Origin of the sequence: Burkholderia sp. Ap-955 (assembly GCF_011753045.1) — a bacterium.
In the GTDB taxonomy this organism is placed as follows: Bacteria; Pseudomonadota; Gammaproteobacteria; order Burkholderiales; family Burkholderiaceae; genus Burkholderia; species Burkholderia lata_D.
The window spans coordinates 36,548-56,933 of record NZ_VWWH01000044.1 but is presented as its reverse complement, the minus strand read 5'-3'; the positions used below and the strand labels follow the sequence as shown (position 1 = coordinate 56,933).

Genomic DNA, 20,386 nt, shown 5'->3' with positions numbered 1-20,386 from the left:
AGGCCGCCCGCGCCGGCGATCGTGCCGCCCAGGCCCAGGTCGGTCGCGCCGTTCAGCCCGAGCGTCGCGCCCGCGCCGAGGTTGATCGCATTGCCGAGCACGGTGCCGCTCGCGTTCGTCGCGAGCGAACCGCCCGCGCCGACCACGTTCAGCGCGCCCGTGCCCAGTGCCGCGCCGTTGCCGGCGATGAGCCCACCGCCGCCCAGCGTCGTGCCGCCCGTAAACGTGTTCGCGCCGAGCAGCGTCGTCGTGCCGGCGCCGGTTTGCGCCAGTTGGCCGCTCCCGCCGATCACCCCGCCGAGGCCCAGGTCGGCCGCGCCGTTCAGGCCGAGCGTCGCGCCTGCGCCAAGGTTCACCGCATTGCCCAGCACGGTGCCGCCGACGTTCGTCGCGAGCGTGCCGCCCGCGCCGGACACGTTCAGCGCCCCCGTGCCGAGCGCCGCGCCATTGCCGGCGATCAACCCGCCGCCGCTCAGCGCCGTGCCGCCCGAGAACGTGTTCGCGCCGAGCAGCGTCGTCGTGCCCGTGCCGCTTTGCGCGAGGCCGCCGTTACCGGCGATCGTGCCGCCGAGGCTCAGGCCCGCCGCGCCGTTCAGGCCCAGCGTGGCGCCTGCATCGAGGTTCACCGCATTGCCGAGCAGCGTGCCGCCCACGTTCGTCGCCAGCGAGCCACCCGCACCGGTCACGTGCAGCGCGCCGGTCCCGAGCGCCGCGCCGTTGCCGGCGATCAGCCCGCCGCCGGCGAGCGCCGTGCCGCCCGAGAACGTGTTCAAGCCCAGCAGCGTCGTCGTGCCCGCGCCGGTTTGCGCAATCCCGCCATTGCCTGCGATCGTGCCGCCCAGGCCGAGGTTGGCCGAGCCGTTCAGGCCCAGCGTCACGCCGGTATCGATATTGACCGCGTTGCCGAGCACCGTGCCGCCGACGCTCGTGCCGAGCGAGCCGCCCGCGCCCGTCACGTTCAGCGCGCCGCCGCCGAGCGCCCCGCTCGTGCCGACGAGCAGCCCGCCGCCGCCCGTCAGATTCGTTCCGCCCGTGAACGAATTGGTGCCGTTCAATGCCAGCGTGCCGGTGCCTTGCGCGTTCAGCGCGCCGCCGCCGGCGATCGTGCCCGACAACGCGAGCCCGTTCGCGCCGTCCACCGTCAGGCTGCCGTTCAGCGTCACGTTGTTGAGCAGGTTCACGCCGGCCGCGCCGGCCTCGAGCGTGCCGCCGCCGGCGACGATCGTGCCGGTGCCCAGCGCACCGGCACCATGGACGATCGCGGTGCCGCCGGTCAGCGACGCGTTCGCCGCGGTCGATGCGCCGGTGATGTCCCACGTGCCGCCCTGCACGGCGAGGTTGTTGAAGTTGCCGAACGTATCGACCGCGATGGCGCCGTTCGTCGCGCCGCCGGCGGCCGGGTTCAATTGCAGGTTGAGCGTGTTGTTGCCGCCCACGCCCGCATCGACGCCGAGCCCGACCGACGATCCCGTCAACGCATTGAACGTGTTCGACGTGCCGAGGCCCGCGCCGAGCGACACGTTGCCCGTGATGGTTCCCGCGTTGGTGAACGTATTACCGGTGCCGGCCAGTCCGCTCGGCGCAAGCACCACGGAGCCATTGATCGCGCCGCCGCTCGCGTTGGTGAAATTGACCTGGGCGCCCCCCTGCGCGGTGACCACCTGTGCGGTCGGGCCCGCGGTGAAGCCGAGGATGCCGGTCGTGCCGATCGTGCCGGCATTCGTGATGTTCGTCGTCCCGCCAATGCCGTTGTAGACGGTCAATGCAGGCCCGTTGCCCAGCAACCCGCTGGTCGAACCCATCATCACGCCGGTGCTCGTGTTGGTGACATTGACCGTGCTCGGGGACAGGACATTGCCGACGACCGTGCCGTTCGAAACGGCGCTCAGGCCGGCCAGGGATGGGTCGATCGTCCCGTTGTTGGTCAGCGTGACGCCGCTGCCCGTCAGCGACATCGCCGTCCCGCCGAACAACGGCAGCACGGAAACGGTCGCGCCCTGGGCGACCGTGACGTTGAGGCCGTTCGTGCCGTTCGCGTAGCTGGCGGTCGCGCCGGTACAGGTGACGGCAGGTGTTCCGGTGCAGGCGGCCAGTGCTTCGGCGGGAATGACCCCGGCGCCGACCAGCGCGACCAGCATGCCGGTCGGAACGAGGAATTTCGGACGTGCATCCGCGCGCTTTTTATTCGAACCCATGCGCATACGCATAATCACACCTTCCCATAAAGAGAATCGACGTCCCGAATCCTTCCCGCAATTAGGAATACAGAAAGGAAATACCGGAATCTGTTATTCGATTTTTCTGGATAAAAGCCGCCTCGTCATCAAACCAAAACGGATGACCGGATTGACAACTGGCGAGAATTAATCAACTGGCATTATTTAATCAGCATTTTTTACTTTTGATCCCCCTGCCCGGTAAATCTTCCACTTATTAGAAACCGCTGCTTCAGGCACATCAAAGACGCCGCCGAAGAACCCGCGCCGATTACGCGCCTCCCTATACAGGTCAAACGGCGGTCGCACCCAAAGTGCCCGCGTGGCAAGCCTTGCGCCATGAAAACAAACGCCGGAATCCGCCCCCGGAATTCAATCCAGGAACTGTTGTTTCATATATGGATTAACCTGACTCCATCGTTCGATTCGTCTCCCCCGCATTGATCGCGAGTCAAATATAGGCTCGACTCGCAAACGTTTTCCATGGGGCCTGCAAGTTTTTGTCAAAACTCAACATTCTTTCTGAGACATTCGCACATTTGTATACCGGTTGTAAATTTTATATTTTAACTAACCAGCCAAAATCATTAAGAAAGGCAAAAAATCCGATTTTCGAGATGCTGAATTATTCTCGAATCTGCTTTAATTGGTTCACATCCGTCGCATTGCGGTTTTGTCTCGCGAACGATAACGCGGTGTCCAAGGGAGAACTTCACGATGGTGACGTTGAACATCAACAACCGGTCGGCGGAGATCGACGCCGATCCGTCGACGCCGGTGCTCTGGGTGCTGCGCGACAACCTCGGCCTGACCGGCACCAAGTTCGGCTGCGGCACCGGCGACTGCGGGGCGTGCACCGTGCACGTCGACGGCCGGCCCGTGCCCAGCTGCACGCTCGCGCTGTCGTCGGTGGGAAGTGCGCGCATCACGACGTCCGAACACCTCGCCGACGATGCAATCGGCAAGGCCGTCCTCGACGCCTGGGTCCGCCACGACGTCGCGCAATGCGGCTATTGCCAGAGCGGCCAGATGATGAGTGCGGCAGGGCTGCTGCGCGGCAACAAGGCGCCGACCGATGCCGACATCGATCGCGCGATGGCCGGCAACCTGTGCCGTTGCGCCACCTACCAGCGCATCCGCGCCGCGATTCATGATGCGGCCAGCGCACTTGCCTGAGACCGCCGGGAGACTGTGATCATGCGTATCCGCACTGCCGGGCGCCCGGCGAACACCGACGCCCCTGCCCCCGACGCTTCGACCGTCACCGGAGCCGGTTCTCCGATGCTCGGCCGGCGCGGCTTCCTGAAACTCACGATGGCGGCGAGCGGCTGCCTCGCGCTCGGCATCAAGCCGACGCGCGCCGGCGCCGAAGCCGGCATGACGCTTCGGACCTCGGCTCCTCAAGCATTCCTGATCATCGCGCCGGACAACACGGTGACGGTGGCCGTCAACCGGACCGAGTCCGGCCAGGGCGTCAGCACCGCGCTGCCGATGGCGCTGGCCGACGAACTCGATGCCGACTGGCGCAACGTGCGCACCGTGCTCGCGCCGGCCGGCGAACCGTACAAGGATCCGGTGACCGGGATCCAGATGACGGCCGGCTCGACGTCGATCAACCATTCGTTTACGCAATACCGCGAACTCGGCGCGTCCGCGCGCGCGATGCTCGTCGCCGCGGCCGCCCGGCGCTGGAACGTCGATCCGGCCACGTGCCGGACCGCGCAGGGCGTCGTGACGTCCGGCAGCCACACCGCGACCTACGGCGAACTCGCGCAAGACGCGATGGCGATGCCGGTGCCGCGGCACGTGCCGCTGAAGTCGCCCGACCAGTTCCGCATCATCGGCAAGCCGACCCCGCGCGTCGAATCGCGCGCCGTGCTCGACGGGACGCTCAAGTACGGGATGGACTGGCGCCTGCCGGACATGATGGTGGCCGTGGTCGCACGCCCGCCGCGCTTCGGCGGACAGGTTGCGAGCTACAACGCGGCGGCGGCCCGCGCCGTCAAGGGCGTGGTCGAGGTCGTCGAAATCCCGACCGATCGCGGCGGCACCGGCGTGGCCGTGATCGCGAACGGCTACTGGCCTGCCAGGCTCGGTCGCGACGCGCTGCAGGTCACGTGGAAGGACACCGGTTCGACCGTCACGTCCTCCGAACAGATGCAGGCATACAAGCAGCTCGCCGGCACGCCCGGCACCGTGGTGCGCACCGCCGATGCCGGCAACGCACCGCCGGCGGCGACGCGAATCCAGAAGGACTACGAATTTCCGTATCTTGCTCATGCGCCGATGGAACCGCTCAGTTGCACGGTCGACGTCGGCCCGCCGAGCTGCGCGTGCGGGATCAAGATCTGGGGCGGTTCGTCGATGCAGACGACCGATCGCGCCGCGGTCGCGAAGGCACTCGGTGTCGCGCCCGAGAAAGTCCAGATCTTCACGATGATGTCGGGCGGTGACTACGGCCGGCGCTCGACGCCCACGTCGGACTACGTGGTCGAAGCCGCCCACGTGTCCGCCGCGTACCTCGCGGCCGGCCACCTGGGCCCGGTCAAGACGATCTGGACGCGCGAGGACGATCTGCGCGGCGGCTATTACCGCCCGATGGTGCTGCATCGTGTCGACATCGGTGTCGACGGCAGCGGCGCGGTGCGGGACTGGCAGCACGTCGTCGTCGGCCAGTCGGTGCTGAAGGGTTCGCCGCTCGAGCGCACGACGATTCGCAAAAGCGGCACCGATCCCGACCTCACCGAAGGCGTGACGAACAGCCCGTATGGTTTCCCGATGCAGGTCTCGGTCCATCAGCCGGACGTCGACGTGCCGGTCCAGTCATGGCGCTCGGGCGGCAATACGCATACGGCGTTCGTGATGGAGACGCTCGTCGACGAACTCGCGCACGCGGCCCGCCAGGATCCGGTCGCGTACCGGATGGCGCGGCTGTCCGGCCCCGAGCACACGCGCCATCGCCAGGCGCTCGCACTGGCCGTCGACAAGTCGGGCTACGGCGCGCGCACGCTGCCTGCCGGGCACGCGTGGGGCGTCGCCATGCACGAAACCGCCGGCACGGTCGTCGCCTATGTGACCGAGGTGTCGATCGAGGCCCAGAAGCCGCGCGTGCATCGCGTGACGGCCGGCGTGCATGCCGGCCGCATCGTGAACCCGACCGGCGCGGAAGCGCAGATCCAGGGCGGTGCACTGTTCGGCCTCGCGACGACCAAGCCGGGTTTCGCGATCGACGTCGAGCATGGTGCGGCCCGCAACGCCGGCTTCGCCGACTACTCGCCGGTGCGGATGCAGGAAGCGGCGCCGGTGGACGTGTTCTTCGTCCCGTCGGACGCGCATCCGACCGGCTTGAGCGAGGCCGGCGTGCCGCCGATCGCACCGGCGGTCGCCAACGGCGCGTTCGTCCTGACCGGCGAGCGGATGCGCGCGTTGCCGTTCGCGCCGATGCTGGTCGCGTCGACCGCGCCCGCACTGCCCGCCGCGGCGGCGACGCCGGAAGACGATCCGTACGCCGACCTGCCGGCCGGCGGTTGCCGGATGCCGCACAAGGCGAAGACGGCCACCTTGAAGCCGAAGGTCAGTCAAAGCCAGGCTGGCGTCGGGCAAGCGAACTCGGTGCCCAAATTTCTCCGTCCCAAGCGGAAAGCAGGCATCCCGTGCATCGACGATCTCAAGAAGCCAACGACGACCTGATGCCCGTTGCCGGATTGGCGCGCCGAATGCCGGGATTGAAGGATGCGTGCGTGCTGCCGCGTGCGACTTCTCACGGGGCATCCGGATCAACGCGGTGAGCCCGACCGTACCGACCGAATCCGTGGACCGGTTCGGTCGGTTTTTCCCCGGCTGCGAAAGTGTGCCGGCGGCACGTGCGGCAATGGTCTATCGACGCAGCATGGAAGGCGTGCATGGCGGCCGCGTTTATCGGGTGGGGCACTGACGTTGAGGGTTCGCCCCGCGAACCGGAATCCTGCGCGCCCCCGACTGCCCGAGATACCGCCAAGCCATCACCGCACCCACCACCAGCAACAGAACCGAAACGATCAACGCCCGCTCCATCCCATGGACGAACGCCACGCCCCCTTCCTCACGAACGAAGAAGCCAAACAACGCGACGCCCATCACGCCGCCCACCTGTCGCGCCGTATTCAACAACCCCGACGCCACACCTGACTGCGCGCCGCTCACCGCCGCGAGCGCCGCGTCCATGATGGTCGGTATCGTCAACGCAATGCCGCTGCCTGCAAGCAGCATCGGTATCGCAAGCAACCCGTTGGATTGCGCAGCAATCGCCGGCCACATCGCCAGATAACCGACCGCTGAAATCGACAGCCCGGCCGTCGCCAGCGTGCGCGCGCCCAGCCGGCCGGTCAGCCGTCCGGCGACGATGCTCATGACCATCAGCACCCCCATCATCGGCAGAAACGCGACGCCTGCGCGCACGGGCGTCATATGCCAGACCGACTGAAACAGCAGGCTCAACGTAAAGACGATGCCGTAGAAGACCAGGTTCGCGATCGCGCCGATCACGATCGCGCTGCGGACGATCCGGTCCTGCCACAACCCGGCCGGCACCATCGCGTCCGGATTGCGCGCTTCCAGCCGGACGAACGCGATGCCCAACGCAACGCACAACGCGAACGCACTCACGATGACCGGACTGCGCCACCCCAGCGCACTGATCTCGGTCGACGCGAACGTGAGCGCCGCCAGCGCCAACGCACCGGTCAGTTGCGCGGGAAGATCGAGGCGCCTGCCGCCCTGCGCTTTCGTGTCGGGCGCAAACCGCCAGGTCATCCAGATACCGGCGATGCCGACCGGCACGTTTACCAGGAAAATGCTGCGCCAGCCGACTGCGGCGATGAGCAACCCGCCAGCCAGCGGCCCGGCTGCCAACGCAATGCCGCCGCCGGCGCCCCACCAGCCGATCGCGCGGCTACGCGCTGCCGCGTCGTCGAATGCGAGACGCAGCACGGCCAGCGAGTTCGGCACCAGCAGCGCGGCGCCAATCCCCTGAACGAGACGCCAGGCAATCAACGCGCCGATGGCGTGCGCGATGCCGCACCCGATCGACGACAGCGTGAAGATCGCGTAACCGGCAATGAACACGCGCCTTGCACCCAGCCGGTCGCCGAGCGCCCCCGCCATCAGCAGGGTCGCCGCGAACACGAGCGCATACGCGTTGACGACCCATTGCAGGTCGGTGAGCACTGCGCCAAACGCCGTTCGCAATGCATCGAGCGCCACGTTGACGACACTGACGTCGATCAAGACGACCGCATAACCGAGGCACGCCGCCGTTTGAACCAGCTGCGGGTGATGGGTGGATGATGTCTGCATCGGCAATCCTTCGCATTCGGAGGATTGAAGCGTAGAGGATCGCCTTCTGTGCGAATATTCCGTAAAACAGCACAGCAACCTGGAGAAAATGCACCGATGTTCGACTGGGAAAACCTGCGTTACTTCGTTGCCGTCGCTCAAGCGGGGAGTCTTTCCGCGGCCGCCAGGCGGTTGAATGTCGATCATGCGACAGTCAGCCGTCGCCTGGCCGCACTCGAATCGGAATTGAAGATGCGCGTGATCGACAGGTTGCCGCGCGCGTGCCGGCCGACCGCCGCCGGCCGGCAGATTCTCGAGTTCGCCGGGAAAATGGAGGAACACGCATTTGCGATCGAGCGCCTCGCGCTCACGGAACACCTGCCGATGCACGGCACCGTGACGATCAGCGTGCCGCCCGTGCTCGCCAACAATTTCTTCGCGAATCATCTGTATGCGTTCGCGCAATTGCATCCGGGCATTCGGCTGTCGATGGCCAGCCAGGCGCAAAGCGTATCGCTCGCCCGTCGTGAAGCGGATATCGCCGTGCGCCTGTTCCGCCCCGAGGAGCCGCAAAACGTGACGCGCAAGCTGGGCGAGATGGCTTTCGGGCTCTATGCGAGTCGCGACTATGCGCACGCGACGACGCCTGACGATTGGGCCTTCATCTGCTACGACGCGCAATTCGCGGAAATGCCGCATCAGAAGTGGCTCGAGTCGATCGCTCGAGGTCGCCGCATCGCATGCGAAGTCAGCGATATCACGACGCAGCAGGTCGCGGCCCGGACGGGCATCGGCGTAGCGGGCCTGCCCGTGTTCATGGGCGATTGCGATCCCGGGTTGCAGCGCCTGCCGTTCGACGGGGAACCGTACGCCCGCGACATCTGGCTGGTCGTGCACGCCGATCTCAGGCACTCGCCGTCGATTCGCGCGGCGATCGACTTCATCGCTGACGTGACGGGCAGGACCTTCGCACCGCACGGGCCTTCCGGGCGGTCGTGACGGCTGTCACGGCAGCCTGCGATACCGGGCGCAGCGGCCAATTGCAATGCCCGCGCCGATCGTCACCACGCCCCTTCGATGGGGACGCGCAACGTCTCCCATCCATCTGCGCGCACCCGCGAACCATCAAACCACCGCCCTCAACCACTCCAGCACATCCCCCTGCGCACTCCCCGCCACCACCGGTTCCGGCGTCAACAAGCAGTAATGCGAGCCATCCTCGACGAACCCCATCGGCGCGACGAGCACACCGCTTTCGATGTCATCGCGAACGAGATGCCACGGGCCGATCGCGACACCGAGCCCCGCGACGGCCGCCTGCAGACTGAAATAGAAATGGTCGAACATCTGCCCGCGCCCGCCCGCGGCCGGCTGGTTCGCCGCCACCGCCCATTCCTTCCACGCGTCCGGCCGTGTCCGCGTGTGCAGTCGCGGCACATCCGCCTTCAACGAACGACTGCCACGACGCACGGAAAACCACGCATCGACCTTATCCGGCCGGCAGACCGGCCCCACCTGCTCCGCGAACAGCCGCTCCGCGTGATACCCCGCCGGCCACGCAAAGTCATTGCGTCGAATCGCCATGTCGATGCCGCTGTCGAATGAAAACGGACCGCCTGCGGCAGCCAGGTGAATGTCGACGCCCGCATGCCGCGCCTGAAAATCCGGCCAGCGCGGAATCAGCCAGCGCATCAGAAGCGTCGGTTCGCACGACAGGACCCAGCGCCGCGCCCGGGCGGCCTCGGTACGCAATTCCTGCGCGGCGTGACGCATCAGCCCCAACCCGTCGTGGACGGCCTGCGCCAGCTTGCGGCCCGCATCGGTCAGGAACACACGACGGCTGCGCCGCTGGAACAGCGCGACGCCCAGGTCGTCCTCGAGCAATCGCACCGCGCGGCTGACTGCACCATGAGTCAGGCACAGCTCGTCGGCGGCACGGCTGAAATTCTCGTGACGCGCCGCCGCCTCGAAGCAACGCAACGCCATCAGCGATGGCAGGTTCGTGCGAACGGATGGTGAGTCAATCTCACCATTCTGGTCAGAAATCATCGCTTTTCCCGATGGAACATGACCCATAATATTGCGCCATCAAGCCATCAATCGCAAGGACAAGACGATGACCGAACTGATAGTTGTAGTCACCATTACCCTGCTGGCCGTGATCAGCCCGGGGCCGGACTTCGCGATGGTCACGCGCAACAGCCTGATGCTGTCGCGCCGCTCGGGCATGCTCACCGCGCTGGGTATCGGGCTCGGCGTGACGGTGCACGTGAGCTACACGCTGCTGGGCGTCGGCCTGCTGATCCGCCAGTCGCTGTGGCTCTTCAATGCCGTCAAGCTGGTCGGCGCGATCTACCTGATCTACCTCGGCGTGAAAATGCTCATGACGAAGGCCGGCAACGGGCAGACAGATGCACCGGCCGCACCGCTGTCCGACCTGGCCGCGCTGCGCACCGGCTTCCTGACCAATGCGCTGAACCCCAAGACCACGGTGTTCATCGTCAGCCTGTTCATGCAGGCCGTGCGGCCCGACACGCCGTTGATCGTGCAGATCGGCTACGGCGCGTTCATCGCCGTCGCGCATGCCGGCTGGTTCAGCCTGGTGGCCCTGTGCTTCTCCGCGACGGCCGTCCGCGATCGCCTGCTGGCGCTGCGGCACTGGATCGACCGCACCTTCGGCTGCCTGCTCGTGGGCTTCGGCGTCGCGCTTGCCATCGCGCGCGGCGGGCGCTGACTCGACACGGCGCGCCACGCGCCGATGCAACCGGCGGGCGCGCTTCGCTGGCGCGCCGGAAGCGCCACGGGTTCGCTTTAGAACGTGCGCGCGATCGTGCGGGCTTCGTCGATCGCGCGACTACGATCGACCTTTCCGTCTGGACCGAACAGGGTGCGCTCGACGACGATCCCGGTGACGTCCTTCACACCCACGAACTTGAGCCAGGTCTCCATGTACGGGCGCTGAAGATCGAATTCGGCCGCCGGCGTAAATGAGCCCGGCGACTGATAACCGAGCCCGCGCGCGTAGATCACGGCCGCCTTTTTCCCGGCCAGCTTTCCGGCGAAACCTGTGCCGTCGAACGTGAACAGCACGTCCTTCTGCGAAATCGCATCGATCAGGTGCTTGAGTTTGTACGGAATGCTGAAATTCCACAGCGGCACGCCGAACAGGAACTTGTCCGCTTCGTGGAACGGTGCCGCGAGCTGCTCGATCCGTTGCCATGCCGCCGCCTGAGCCGGCGTCAACGCCTTGCCGCTCAGTCCCGCATATTTCGCGGCCAGCGCGGCTTCGTCGAATTCGGGTATCGCCAGATTCCAGATGTCGAGCTTCTGTATCGCGTGATCGGGATGGGTGTGCCGGTACGCATCGAGAAAGGCATTGCACACGTCGATGGATGCCGAATAGTCCTTGTTGGGTGAGCCTTCGATATAGAGCACGCGTGTCATGAAACCGGTCCTTGCCGAAAGTGACGGCGACGCGCGGGATGCGCCGTCGCCCACTGCACTTCGCAGCCTATCGGATCGACCTATAATCCGGAAACGATATGAATTGATCGAATTAACCCGAATTGGTGATCAATGAACCCGCCCCTCGACACGTCACTGCTTCATACGTTCGTCGCCATCGCCGACGTGCGTAGCTTTACCGGCGCAGGTCGCAGGCTGAATCTCAGCCAATCCGCAGTCAGCGCGCAGATCGCTCGTCTCGAGGAGCAGGTCGGCCGGGCGCTGCTCGCCCGCAACACGCGCAGCGTCACGCTCACCGAGCATGGCCAGACGCTGCTCGGCTACGCGCGCGCGATGCTCAATCTGAGCGAGGAAGCGAGGACGAGGCTGGGCACCGGCAACGCAGTCGATGTCACGCTGCGGATCGGCGCATCGGAGGATGTCGCGGGGGGCTGGCTTCCCGACGTGATGCGCCGCCATGGCGCCGCGCGGCGCGGCTTGCGGCTGAATCTGACGGTCGACATCGGCGACAGCCTGTTTCAACGCCACGCAAACGGCGAGTTCGATCTCGTGATCGGTAGCCGGTGCGCGCACACGGGCCAGGGCGCGACGTTGTGGCGAGAGCCGCTCGTCTGGGCGTTTGCGCGCCACGAGCCGCTGCCGGAAGGCGATGTGCCGCTCGCGTGCTTCCCCGATCCGTGCCCGTACCGCGGCGCGGCCATCAAGGCGCTCGCGCTGGCCGGCATGCGCTATTTCATCGCATGCGAAAGCCCGAGCGTCACGGGCATCCGCACGTTCGCTCGCGCCGGCATCGCGATCGCACCGGTGCCGCGCAGCGCGATCGACGACACGCTCCGCGAGCTGGGCGTGTCCGAAGGCTTGCCGGCGCTGCCGGACATGGAATTCGTGATGATGCATGACGCGGGAATGCCGGCCGCCGTCGAATTCGCCGCGACGCTTGTCGATGAAGCCGCCATTCGCAACGGGGCAGGCGTGCGCAGCCGGCCCTAGCGGGCATCCGTCACCGCCGAGGTTCGATCCGGACAACTCCCCCGCGCATGCGCCTTCGACCACACCGGCGCGCTGCTTGCGAGACAGCCGCTCGCCGGTCGCGGTGAGTCGCCGGTCTCAGCGCTTCGCGCTCAATCCCGCCCGCACGCCCGCCGGTTCCCGGCTGCGCCCGAGCAGCGCCGCCAGCGACAGATCCGCGAGCTTGCCGAACGGCGCGCGCAGCAGGCTCGGCAGGTTCCAGCGCCCCAGTACGAACACGCCCTTGGCATGGCTCATCGCGCGGAATCCCTCGATGCCGTGATACGCGCCCATCCCGCTCGGACCGACGCCGCCGAATGGCAAGTCTTCCTGCGCGACATGCAGGAGCGTGTTGTTGATGCCGACGTTGCCCGACGTGGTGCGCTTGAGCAACGACTCGCAGTCGCTGTCCTGCGCGCCGAAGTAATACAGCGCGAGCGGCCGCGGACGCGCATTCACGTAGTCGACGACTTCGTCGATCGTGCGATACGTGCGCACCGGCAGGATCGGCCCGAAGATCTCTTCCTGCATGACGGTCGTATCGTCGCCGGCCCCGACGATCAGCGTGGGCGCGAGCGTCCGCTTGCGGGTGGCCGCCTGCTGCGGGTTCACGCCCGCCTCGATCACGCGCGCGCCCTTGCTGCGCGCTTCGTCGACGAGACTTTGCAGGCGATCGTAGTGACGGTCGCTGACGATCGACGTGTAGTCCGGGCTCGTCGGACCGTCCGGGTAGAAGCGCGCGACGGCCGCATCGTATTGCGCGACGAACGCGTCCAGGTCGTCTTCATGCACCAGCGCATAGTCAGGCGCGACGCAGGTCTGCCCGCCGTTCGACAGCTTGCCGAACACGATGCTGGACATCGTCCGGCCATCGACATGCCCTCTCGCGACGATCGCCGGGCTCTTGCCGCCGAGTTCGAGCGTCACCGGCACCAGATTGTCGCTGGCCGCCTTCATGACCTTGCGGCCCACCTGCGTGCTGCCGGTAAACAGCAGGTGGTCGAACGGCAAGCCGCTGAAGGCGGCGCCGACTTCCGGGCCGCCGAGCACGACCGCGACTTCTTCGCTCGGGAAGGTTTCCGCGAGCATCCGGCGCATCACCTCGCTGGTGCGCGGCGTCAGTTCCGACGGCTTGAGCATCGCGCGGTTGCCCGCGGCCAGCGCGGTGGCCAGCGGAATGAACGTGAGCGCGAACGGGTAATTCCACGGCGCCATCACGCCGATGACACCCAGCGGCTGGTACTCCACGCGCGCGTGCCCGGCCCGGTAAAAGATCCCGACGTGCCGGCGCTGCGGCTTCATGAAGCGGCGCAGGTTGCGCGTCAGGTAGTCGATCGCCTGGATCACGCCGACCAGTTCCATGATCGCGGTCTCGTGTCGCGAGCGATGCCCGAAATCGGCGCTGACCGCCTCCTCCACTTCGCTGCGATACGCGAGCACCACGGCGCGCAGCCGCGCGAGCCGGGCCTTGCGCTGCTGCACGCTCGGCGGCCCCTCGCTGACGAACGCGTCGCGCTGGCGGGCCAGCAACGCCGCCGGGTCGAAGCTCGAGCTGGATTCTGCGGAAACGGCCATGGTGCACCTCACGAGGTTGCGTCGATGTAGACACTGTCAACTTGCATGCGGCGGATCATAGGCTCACAATGTGTTCCCTGTCAACATAGGAGCAACGCGATGTCGTCGGATGGGGCTGCGGACGCCGGGCAAAAGGCTTATCACCACGGGGATCTGCGTCGCGCGATCATCGAAACGGCGCTCGACACGCTGCAGGAGCAACAGGGCTGGCAGTTCACGCTGCGCGAAATCGCGCGGCGCGCGAACGTCAGCCATTCGGCGCCGTACCGGCATTTCCCGGACAAGGCAGCGTTGCTGCACGAGCTCGCGCTGATCGGCTTCGATCGGCTGAACGAAGACCTCGCCACGTCCGTCGATCCCGCAGCGGACGCACCGGACGTGCTGCGCGCGCTCGCTTACGCCCATCTCGCATTCGGGCAGCGCAACCCGGATCTCTATCGACTGATGTTTGCCGCGGATGCCGGCGAACCCACGGACATCCATCTCGATCCGCGCGTGCAGGCGCCGTTCCTGCTGGTCGTCGACATCCTGGAACACGGCCAGCGCGCCGGCACGATCCGCCCGCGCCCGGCGCTCGGCCAGGCGACCGCCTGCTGGGCGCATCTGCATGGCCTGACGATGCTGGCGATCGACGGGCGGCTGGTGCGCGAGAAGGTCGGCGATCACGCGATCGAAGATGCGCTGACCACCTTGCTGGACGGTCTCGTGCTGCCTGCGAACCCCGCGCGGGCGGCGAAAACGAAAAGGCCTTGACCTTCAACTTTGCTTAAAGGTTATGGTTTGCCTCGGCAGCGTATCGAGGCCATGGGTATCGGTACTGCCATCCGACAATCCGGCGGCGCGTCGACGACGTCCGCCCGTGGCCGATGAAAGGGAAACCGCACCATGAGCAAGCGCATCCTTCACGTGGTCAGCAACGTCGCGCACTACGCCGATCCGTCGCAACCGACCGGCCTGTGGCTGTCCGAGCTGCCCCATGCCCATCACATCTTCGCGGCGCAAGGCTATGAGCAGCGGCTGGTGAGCCCCAAGGGCGGCGTGTCGCCGCTGGAGCCGCGCTCGCTCAAATGGCCGCACGCCGACGCCGCCGCGAAAGCGTGGCGCGCCGACAAGGCGAATGAAGCGCTGCTGGCCACCACCGCGCGCCCCGACGAGATCGATCCGGCCGATTTCGATGCGATCTACTTCACCGGCGGCCATGCGGTGATGTGGGACTACCCGGACGATGCGGGGCTGCAGCGGCTCACGCGCGAGATCTACGAGCGCGGCGGTGTCGTGTCGTCGGTCTGCCACGGCTACTGCGGACTGCTGAACACGACGCTGTCGGACGGCTCGCTGCTGGTGGCCGGACGCCGGATCACCGGCTACTCGTGGGTCGAGGAAATCCTGGCCGGCGTCGCGAAGAAGGTGCCCTACAACGTCGAGGAGCAGATGCAGCAGCGTGGCGCGCGCTACGAGAAGGCGCTGCTGCCGTTCACGTCGTACGTCGTCGTCGACGGCCGGCTCGTGACCGGCCAGAATCCGCAATCGGCGAAGGCGACCGCGGAACAGGTCGTCGCGTTGCTGTGATGTGATGCGCCGGCGCGCCGCCGCTAGGCGCGGGGCGACCGGCGGCGCACGACCGCTTCGTCACGATCGGCGGCGGCAGTATCAGCCTCGCCGCCGTCCGCCGCACTCCCCGGCGGGATGCGCGACAGCAATCGCTTCGCATGGGTTGCACAATCGACCGACTCCGGTTTCGCGGCGATTTCAGCGATCAGCGCCACGATCTGCACCTTGCTTTGCGCCAACCGCGCCTCCAGCGCCTCGATGTCCCGCACCTTGCCGCACAGCGCGTCCAGCAACGAAGCGCAGGGCCACTGTGCGAGGTCGGCCGGCATCAGCGCGCGAATCTCGTCGAGACTGAAATCCGCCTTCTGCGCGGCCGTGATCAGGTCGAGCACCGTCACCGCTTCCTGCGGATACGTGCGATAACCGTTCGCTTCGCGCTCGACGAGCGTCAACAGACCGATGCGTTCGTAAAAGCGGATGCGCGAAGGAGTAAGGCCGGTACGTTCCGCCAGTTCCCCGATCTTCATGTTCCGATACTCCCCGGCCGGATCGCGTCCGGCCATCTGCCCCGTCGTGACTGTCTGTTGTCTCCTGATGTTGATTCGCAATCCGATCTTTATCGGCTTCCTGTCGAATGGCGAGCGGACGATGCGCGCTCAAATCACTTCGAATCGCAACCCCGCATGGCGCACCAGGCGCTCGATGTAGCGTGCGTCGAACATCGTCGCGGGCGTCCAGAAGCCGCCGCCGCGGCCGGTCTTGACGCCGTCGCCGACGCAATCCAGCGCGAGACTGATCGCGGCCTGGCCGAGCATCTTGCCGGTGGAGCCGTAGCCGGGATCGCGGTCGCCGGTGACTTTCACGCGCAGGGTCTTCCCGTCGTCGGTGCGGCCGAAGAAGCGCAGATCGTAGCGGCCGGCCAGCTGCGCCGCGGCGCTCGGCCCCTCGCCGGGCTTCGGCAGCAGGAAACGCTCCATCAGGCCGCGCACCGGCTTGATGACGACACCCACCATGAACGCGCCGAGACCGGCCACCATCGTCACCGCGGTCAGGCGGCCCTTCAGGCCCGTGCCCGTCATCACCGCTTCGTCATACGTGAAGCGGCTGCCGTACGCGTTGCCGGCAAGCGCATTGGAGCGATGCACGACACGCTCGTTGATCGCGGCCATCACGAACGGCGCGATCCACGCGTCGAAGTCGCGATCGAATGCGGCGGATCGCACCGCATGCTGGCGGGTCGTGAAGCCATGCCCCTTCGGGCACAGCGAATAAGGATCGAGCAGTTCCCTGCGCAACGCGGGATCGGCCGCCGCTTCCCGGACGACGTTGATCACGCTCGCCACGGTGCCGCCCGACGCGCCGCCCTTCAGCGTTTTCACCCGCATCTTCACCTGCGCGGCCGGTACGCCCCACTGCTGCCGCGACTGTTGCTGCAGGAAGAACACGCCCATGTCCGACGGCACCGAATCGAAGCCGCAGCAATGGACGATGCGCGCGCCGGATTGCCGGGCCGCGGGCTCGTACCTGTCGATCATCCGCTTGATCCATTGCGTCTCGCCGGTGAGGTCGCAGTAGTCGGTGCCGGTTTCCGCGCAGACCCTGACCAGCGGCTCCCCGTAAAGCGCATAGGGGCCGACGGTGGACACGACCACCCGCGTCTGCGCGCAGAGCGTGCGAAGCTGCGCGTCGTCGGCCGCGTCGGCGACGATGATCGGCACCGACTGGCCGGCCGCGCCCAGCATATCCCTGACCTGCCTGAGCTTCGCTTCGGAGCGGCCGGCGATGGCCCAGCGCAGCGTCTCGCCCGCGCCGGACAGGTACTCGGACAGGTAGCGGACGAGGATCTGCCCGACGAAACTGGTGGCGCCGAATACGACGAGATCGTGGGTCGGACGGGTCATGGGCGATTCCTTCGGCGCGGGCGTGCCGCGAAGTGGCGTGGCGTCAGCGTGGCTTTCCGGGTTCATCGAAGCCCTTCAAGGGGGTCGGCAGGTTCAGCACCAGCTGCGCGTCCTTCACCACGTCGAGACGCAGGATGGTGGACGCGCCCAGCCCGTCGAGCAGCTGGCTCAGCGGGCCGCCGTGCCGCACGAGCTCGACGTTGCGCGGCAGCAGGCGCTGGGCGAACGATAGCGCATTCGTCTGCACGAATGTCTGATGCCATTCGCCGTCGATGCGGTTGATCATCGTCGACGTGCCCATGTGCGACTGCGACGCGACGTGGGTCTGCTCGGGCATCGGCACGCTCAGGCTCAGGTCCGGCCGGCCGCCCGGGCCGGCAATGCGGGCGCTGGCGGTGGCGCCGAGGTTCACGTCGATATCGGCGAGCCACTTGGGCAGCTGATAGCCGTGCACGCCGCGCACCCGCGCGATTTCCGTGGTGACCGGCAGCGCCAGCACGTGTGCGAAGAAGCTCCGGCGCCGCATCGAGTCGATCAGCTCGAGCGCGTGCGACCCGGTCGCGCCGGGCCGCCGGATCACCACCGCGACCGACACTTCGTCATACGGATCGTTGTCGCACACCGAATACGAGAAGAAGGTCAGCGCGACCAGCCCGTATCCGGGGAGCGCGCGCAGCGGTTCGAGCGGCACCGGCAGCGTGGTCCGCAGGCGTTCGAGCGGCGCAAGGAACAGCAGCTGAATGCTGCTGGAACGGTAGTAGAAATTCGGCGCCCAGGTCGGACCGACCCGCGACGCGACCTGACGCTTCGGAATCCGACGGAAAAAGTCGATGTTCCCCGCCGCGGGATCGCGCGCCACCTCGTCGAGGTCAGGGTTCATCCGGAACCGGTCGTAGTACCCGCCTTCGGGCACGTCGACCTTGTGCGGACCGAATTCGACCTGTGTAAAACGCCTGTCCATGTTCGTTGCCTCTCGTCGATGATCGACCGTGGCAGGCAACACCCGATGCCCGCTGACTCACCGCCGTCAGCAAGCACTCTAAGATTTAAGTCAACTTTAAGGTCAAGGCCCCCAGTAGAGGGGCACGTCGGATTGCGTCCGGGCAACCGGCAGGCGCTCGCCACGCCGGCGCCGGATCATTTGGCGATCGTGCGACGGCCCTTGCCGGGTGTCAGCACCTCACCCGGACTGCGCAACCGGTCCATCACCCAGCGCGTGCGCTCCGAGCAGTTCAGTTCGGTCGGCCGGTTCTTGATGCTGTCGATCGCGACGCGCAGTTGCGCCTTGTTCTCCTTGAGGCGCTTCTGCATCGCGTCGATCTCGGCAACTTTCCGTTCGAGCGCCTCCACCAGCCCGTCATGCTGCCAGTTGCCGGCTTTCAACGGCAGCAGATGGCGGATCTGCTCCAGCGAGAATCCGGCGCTCTGCGCGCCGGCGATGATCTCGAGCATCCACACCGCGTCGTCGCCGTAGTCGCGATAACCATTCGCGCCGCGCTCGACGGCCGTGAGCAGCCCTTCAGCCTCGTAGAAACGGATCCGCGAGGCCGTCAGGCCACTGAGCTTCGCGAGCTCTCCGATTCTCATACCTGCCTCTCCAGCGTGTTGACATTAAACCTAACTTTAAACCTAGAGTGAGCGCATCGCCAAGGCAGACGGGCTGCGGATGCCACGGCACACGCCGCACCGGCCTGGCGACCCTCGCGAACGGCAGGACCGTCACGGATCGATATCGCCCACCGAACAGGAGCAGACATGGGATACGTCACAACGAAGGATGGCGTCGACATCTTCTACAAGGACTGGGGGCCGCGCGACGCCCAGGTCATCTTCTTTCATCATGGCTGGCCGCTCAGCGCCGACGACTGGGATGCGCAGATGCTCTTCTTCCTCGCCCAGGGCTATCGCGTGATCGCGCACGACCGTCGCGGCCACGGGCGCTCCAGCCAGGTGTGGGACGGTCATGACATGGATCACTACGCGGACGACGTCGCCGCGGTCGTGAATCATCTCGGCGTGCAAGGCGCCGTTCATGTCGGCCATTCGACCGGCGGCGGCGAGGTGATCCACTACGTCGCCCGTCACGGCGAAGACCGCGTCGCCAAGGCCGTGCTGATCAGCGCCGTTCCGCCGCTGATGGTCAAGACGGACAGCAATCCGGGCGGCCTGCCGAAAGAGGTGTTCGACAACCTCCAGGCGCAACTCGCGGCGAACCGCGCGCAGTTCTACTACGACGTGCCGGCCGGCCCGTTCTACGGCTACAACCGCGACGGCGCGAAGCCGTCGCAAGGCGTCATCTGGAACTGGTGGCGGCAGGGCATGATGGGCAGCGCGAAGGCCCACTACGACGGCATCGTCGCGTTCTCGCAGACCGACTTCACCGAAGACCTGAAAAGCACCACGATTCCCGTTCTCGTGATGCACGGCGACGACGACCAGATCGTCCCGTATGCGGATTCCGGGCTCCTGTCGGCGAAGCTGGCGAGGAACAGCACGTTGAAGACGTATGCCGGCTTCCCGCATGGCATGCCCACGTCCAACGCCGAGACGATCAACGCCGATCTGCTCGCGTTCATCCGCGGCTGAACACCGACAGCGCCACCGCGGCCTTCAGTTGCCATCGCGGCTGAAGGCCGTCTCCTGCCACGCTCGAACGCAGCTAGTCGATCCCGCGAAGAAAGTCGGGAACCGCTTCACCGATCGAGGCAAGATAGCCGGCCATCGCGCCAGCGACCTTGCGCACGGCGGGGCGTGCCGTCATCCGCTCACGCCACGCGAGCAGGCGGGGCGTTTCGTCCGTCATCGGTGCGCCCTTGCGCGCGCCGAACAACTGCGCCATGTAGAACGCGATGTCGGCATAGGAATACGTTCCAGCCAAAAACTCGCGATCCGCCAGCACGTGCTCCATGCGCCGATAGTATTCGGCCGCCGCGGCGCGCGCAGCCTGTGCCGCCGGATCGTCCGGCGTCTCCTCCAGCCCCATCAGCCGGACGACGTGCGGAAAATAGATTTCGTCGCTGCAGTGCTCGAGCTGACGCGCGATCGCGCGCGCCGCCGGACGGGCTGGCCATAGTGCGGGATCGGGCCGCAGATCCTCGAGATACTCGAAGATCTGCGTGGAATCGAAAAGCGCCAGATCGCCGTCGATCAGCACCGGCACCTGCCGCTTCGGGTTGATGCGCAGCACGTCCGGATGCTTGGGATCGTAGCCGCGACGCTGGCTGAACGGCACCATCACCAACTCGAAGTCGATGCCCTTCTCGTGCGCCGCGATCTCGACCTTCGCCCCGAACATGCTCAGTGGCCCGGAAATGATCTTCATCGTTTGATCCCTCGTGATGTCATGCTGCGTCACCC

The 20,386-nt window shown here is 66.6% G+C and carries 17 protein-coding genes and 2 pseudogenes; 9 read left to right on the top strand and 10 right to left on the bottom strand.

The window, feature by feature from the left end:
* A pseudogene (locus F3J15_RS22225) lies at positions 1 to 2,207 on the bottom strand (hypothetical protein); the annotation flags it as partial.
* A 726-nt stretch (positions 2,208 to 2,933) separates the two neighbouring features.
* Here F3J15_RS22225 and F3J15_RS22220 point away from each other — a divergent pair.
* From F3J15_RS22220 to F3J15_RS37820, 3 genes and pseudogenes are all read left to right on the top strand, one after another.
* Complete coding sequence (locus F3J15_RS22220; RefSeq protein WP_069249748.1) at positions 2,934 to 3,392, top strand: (2Fe-2S)-binding protein; 459 nt, start codon at positions 2,934 to 2,936, stop codon at positions 3,390 to 3,392.
* Between the two features lie 21 nt (positions 3,393 to 3,413).
* Entirely contained in the window at positions 3,414 to 5,906 is a 2,493-nt protein-coding gene (locus F3J15_RS22215) for a xanthine dehydrogenase family protein molybdopterin-binding subunit (protein WP_166894036.1), read from the top strand.
* A gap of 19 nt (positions 5,907 to 5,925) precedes the next feature.
* A pseudogene (locus F3J15_RS37820) lies at positions 5,926 to 6,150 on the top strand (short chain dehydrogenase); the annotation flags it as partial.
* Here F3J15_RS37820 and F3J15_RS22205 read toward each other — a convergent pair.
* Positions 6,132 to 7,550, bottom strand: a complete 1,419-nt coding sequence (locus tag F3J15_RS22205; RefSeq protein WP_166894034.1) for an MFS transporter — start codon at positions 7,548 to 7,550, stop codon at positions 6,132 to 6,134. The pseudogene F3J15_RS37820 and the gene F3J15_RS22205 sit on opposite strands and share 19 nt — an antisense overlap.
* A 24-nt stretch (positions 7,551 to 7,574) precedes the next feature.
* Here F3J15_RS22205 and F3J15_RS22200 point away from each other — a divergent pair, with 24 nt between their 5' ends.
* Positions 7,575 to 8,528, top strand: a complete 954-nt coding sequence (locus F3J15_RS22200; protein ID WP_345891547.1) for a LysR family transcriptional regulator — start codon at positions 7,575 to 7,577, stop codon at positions 8,526 to 8,528.
* Between the two features lie 126 nt (positions 8,529 to 8,654).
* On the opposite strand, the gene F3J15_RS22195 is transcribed toward F3J15_RS22200, so the two are convergent.
* Entirely contained in the window at positions 8,655 to 9,578 is a 924-nt protein-coding gene (locus F3J15_RS22195) for a LysR family transcriptional regulator (protein WP_166894032.1), read from the bottom strand.
* A 67-nt stretch (positions 9,579 to 9,645) separates the two neighbouring features.
* Between F3J15_RS22195 and F3J15_RS22190 the strand changes: the two genes are divergently transcribed.
* Positions 9,646 to 10,263: a LysE family transporter gene (locus tag F3J15_RS22190; RefSeq protein WP_166894030.1), complete on the top strand. Its 618-nt coding sequence runs from the start codon at positions 9,646 to 9,648 to the stop codon at positions 10,261 to 10,263.
* Positions 10,264 to 10,340: 77 nt separating this feature from the next.
* On the opposite strand, the gene F3J15_RS22185 is transcribed toward F3J15_RS22190, so the two are convergent.
* Entirely contained in the window at positions 10,341 to 10,973 is a 633-nt protein-coding gene (locus F3J15_RS22185) for an NAD(P)H-dependent oxidoreductase (protein WP_166894029.1), read from the bottom strand.
* A gap of 132 nt (positions 10,974 to 11,105) precedes the next feature.
* Between F3J15_RS22185 and F3J15_RS22180 the strand changes: the two genes are divergently transcribed.
* Complete coding sequence (locus F3J15_RS22180; RefSeq protein ID WP_166894027.1) at positions 11,106 to 11,984, top strand: LysR substrate-binding domain-containing protein; 879 nt, start codon at positions 11,106 to 11,108, stop codon at positions 11,982 to 11,984.
* Between the two features lie 117 nt (positions 11,985 to 12,101).
* Here the strand turns inward: F3J15_RS22180 and F3J15_RS22175 are convergent, their stop codons facing one another.
* Positions 12,102 to 13,577, bottom strand: coding sequence for a coniferyl aldehyde dehydrogenase (locus tag F3J15_RS22175; protein ID WP_166894024.1), 1,476 nt, complete (start codon positions 13,575 to 13,577; stop codon positions 12,102 to 12,104).
* 99 nt (positions 13,578 to 13,676) lie between these two features.
* Between F3J15_RS22175 and F3J15_RS22170 the strand changes: the two genes are divergently transcribed.
* A complete protein-coding gene (locus F3J15_RS22170) occupies positions 13,677 to 14,330 on the top strand; it encodes a TetR/AcrR family transcriptional regulator (protein ID WP_166894022.1) in 654 nt (217 codons plus the stop codon).
* Positions 14,331 to 14,462: 132 nt separating this feature from the next.
* Entirely contained in the window at positions 14,463 to 15,146 is a 684-nt protein-coding gene (locus F3J15_RS22165) for a type 1 glutamine amidotransferase domain-containing protein (RefSeq protein WP_166894020.1), read from the top strand.
* 23 nt (positions 15,147 to 15,169) lie between these two features.
* Here F3J15_RS22165 and F3J15_RS22160 read toward each other — a convergent pair whose 3' ends face one another.
* The 4 genes from F3J15_RS22160 to F3J15_RS22145 all read right to left on the bottom strand — a co-directional run bounded on the left by F3J15_RS22160 (position 15,170) and on the right by F3J15_RS22145 (position 18,616).
* Positions 15,170 to 15,655 (bottom strand): MerR family transcriptional regulator, encoded by a 486-nt coding sequence (locus tag F3J15_RS22160; RefSeq protein WP_166894046.1) that lies wholly within the window; start codon positions 15,653 to 15,655, stop codon positions 15,170 to 15,172.
* A 129-nt stretch (positions 15,656 to 15,784) separates the two neighbouring features.
* Positions 15,785 to 17,029 (bottom strand): saccharopine dehydrogenase NADP-binding domain-containing protein, encoded by a 1,245-nt coding sequence (locus F3J15_RS22155; RefSeq protein WP_166894018.1) that lies wholly within the window; start codon positions 17,027 to 17,029, stop codon positions 15,785 to 15,787.
* A 43-nt stretch (positions 17,030 to 17,072) separates the two neighbouring features.
* Complete coding sequence (locus tag F3J15_RS22150; protein WP_166894016.1) at positions 17,073 to 17,990, bottom strand: acetoacetate decarboxylase family protein; 918 nt, start codon at positions 17,988 to 17,990, stop codon at positions 17,073 to 17,075.
* A gap of 176 nt (positions 17,991 to 18,166) precedes the next feature.
* Positions 18,167 to 18,616, bottom strand: a complete 450-nt coding sequence (locus F3J15_RS22145) for a MerR family transcriptional regulator (RefSeq protein ID WP_166894014.1) — start codon at positions 18,614 to 18,616, stop codon at positions 18,167 to 18,169.
* A gap of 168 nt (positions 18,617 to 18,784) precedes the next feature.
* Here F3J15_RS22145 and F3J15_RS22140 point away from each other — a divergent pair, with 168 nt between their 5' ends.
* Positions 18,785 to 19,615 (top strand): alpha/beta hydrolase, encoded by an 831-nt coding sequence (locus tag F3J15_RS22140; RefSeq protein WP_166894012.1) that lies wholly within the window; start codon positions 18,785 to 18,787, stop codon positions 19,613 to 19,615.
* Positions 19,616 to 19,688: 73 nt separating this feature from the next.
* Here the strand turns inward: F3J15_RS22140 and F3J15_RS22135 are convergent, their stop codons facing one another.
* Entirely contained in the window at positions 19,689 to 20,351 is a 663-nt protein-coding gene (locus tag F3J15_RS22135) for a glutathione S-transferase family protein (RefSeq protein WP_166894044.1), read from the bottom strand.
* Positions 20,352 to 20,386: the final 35 nt, after the last annotated feature.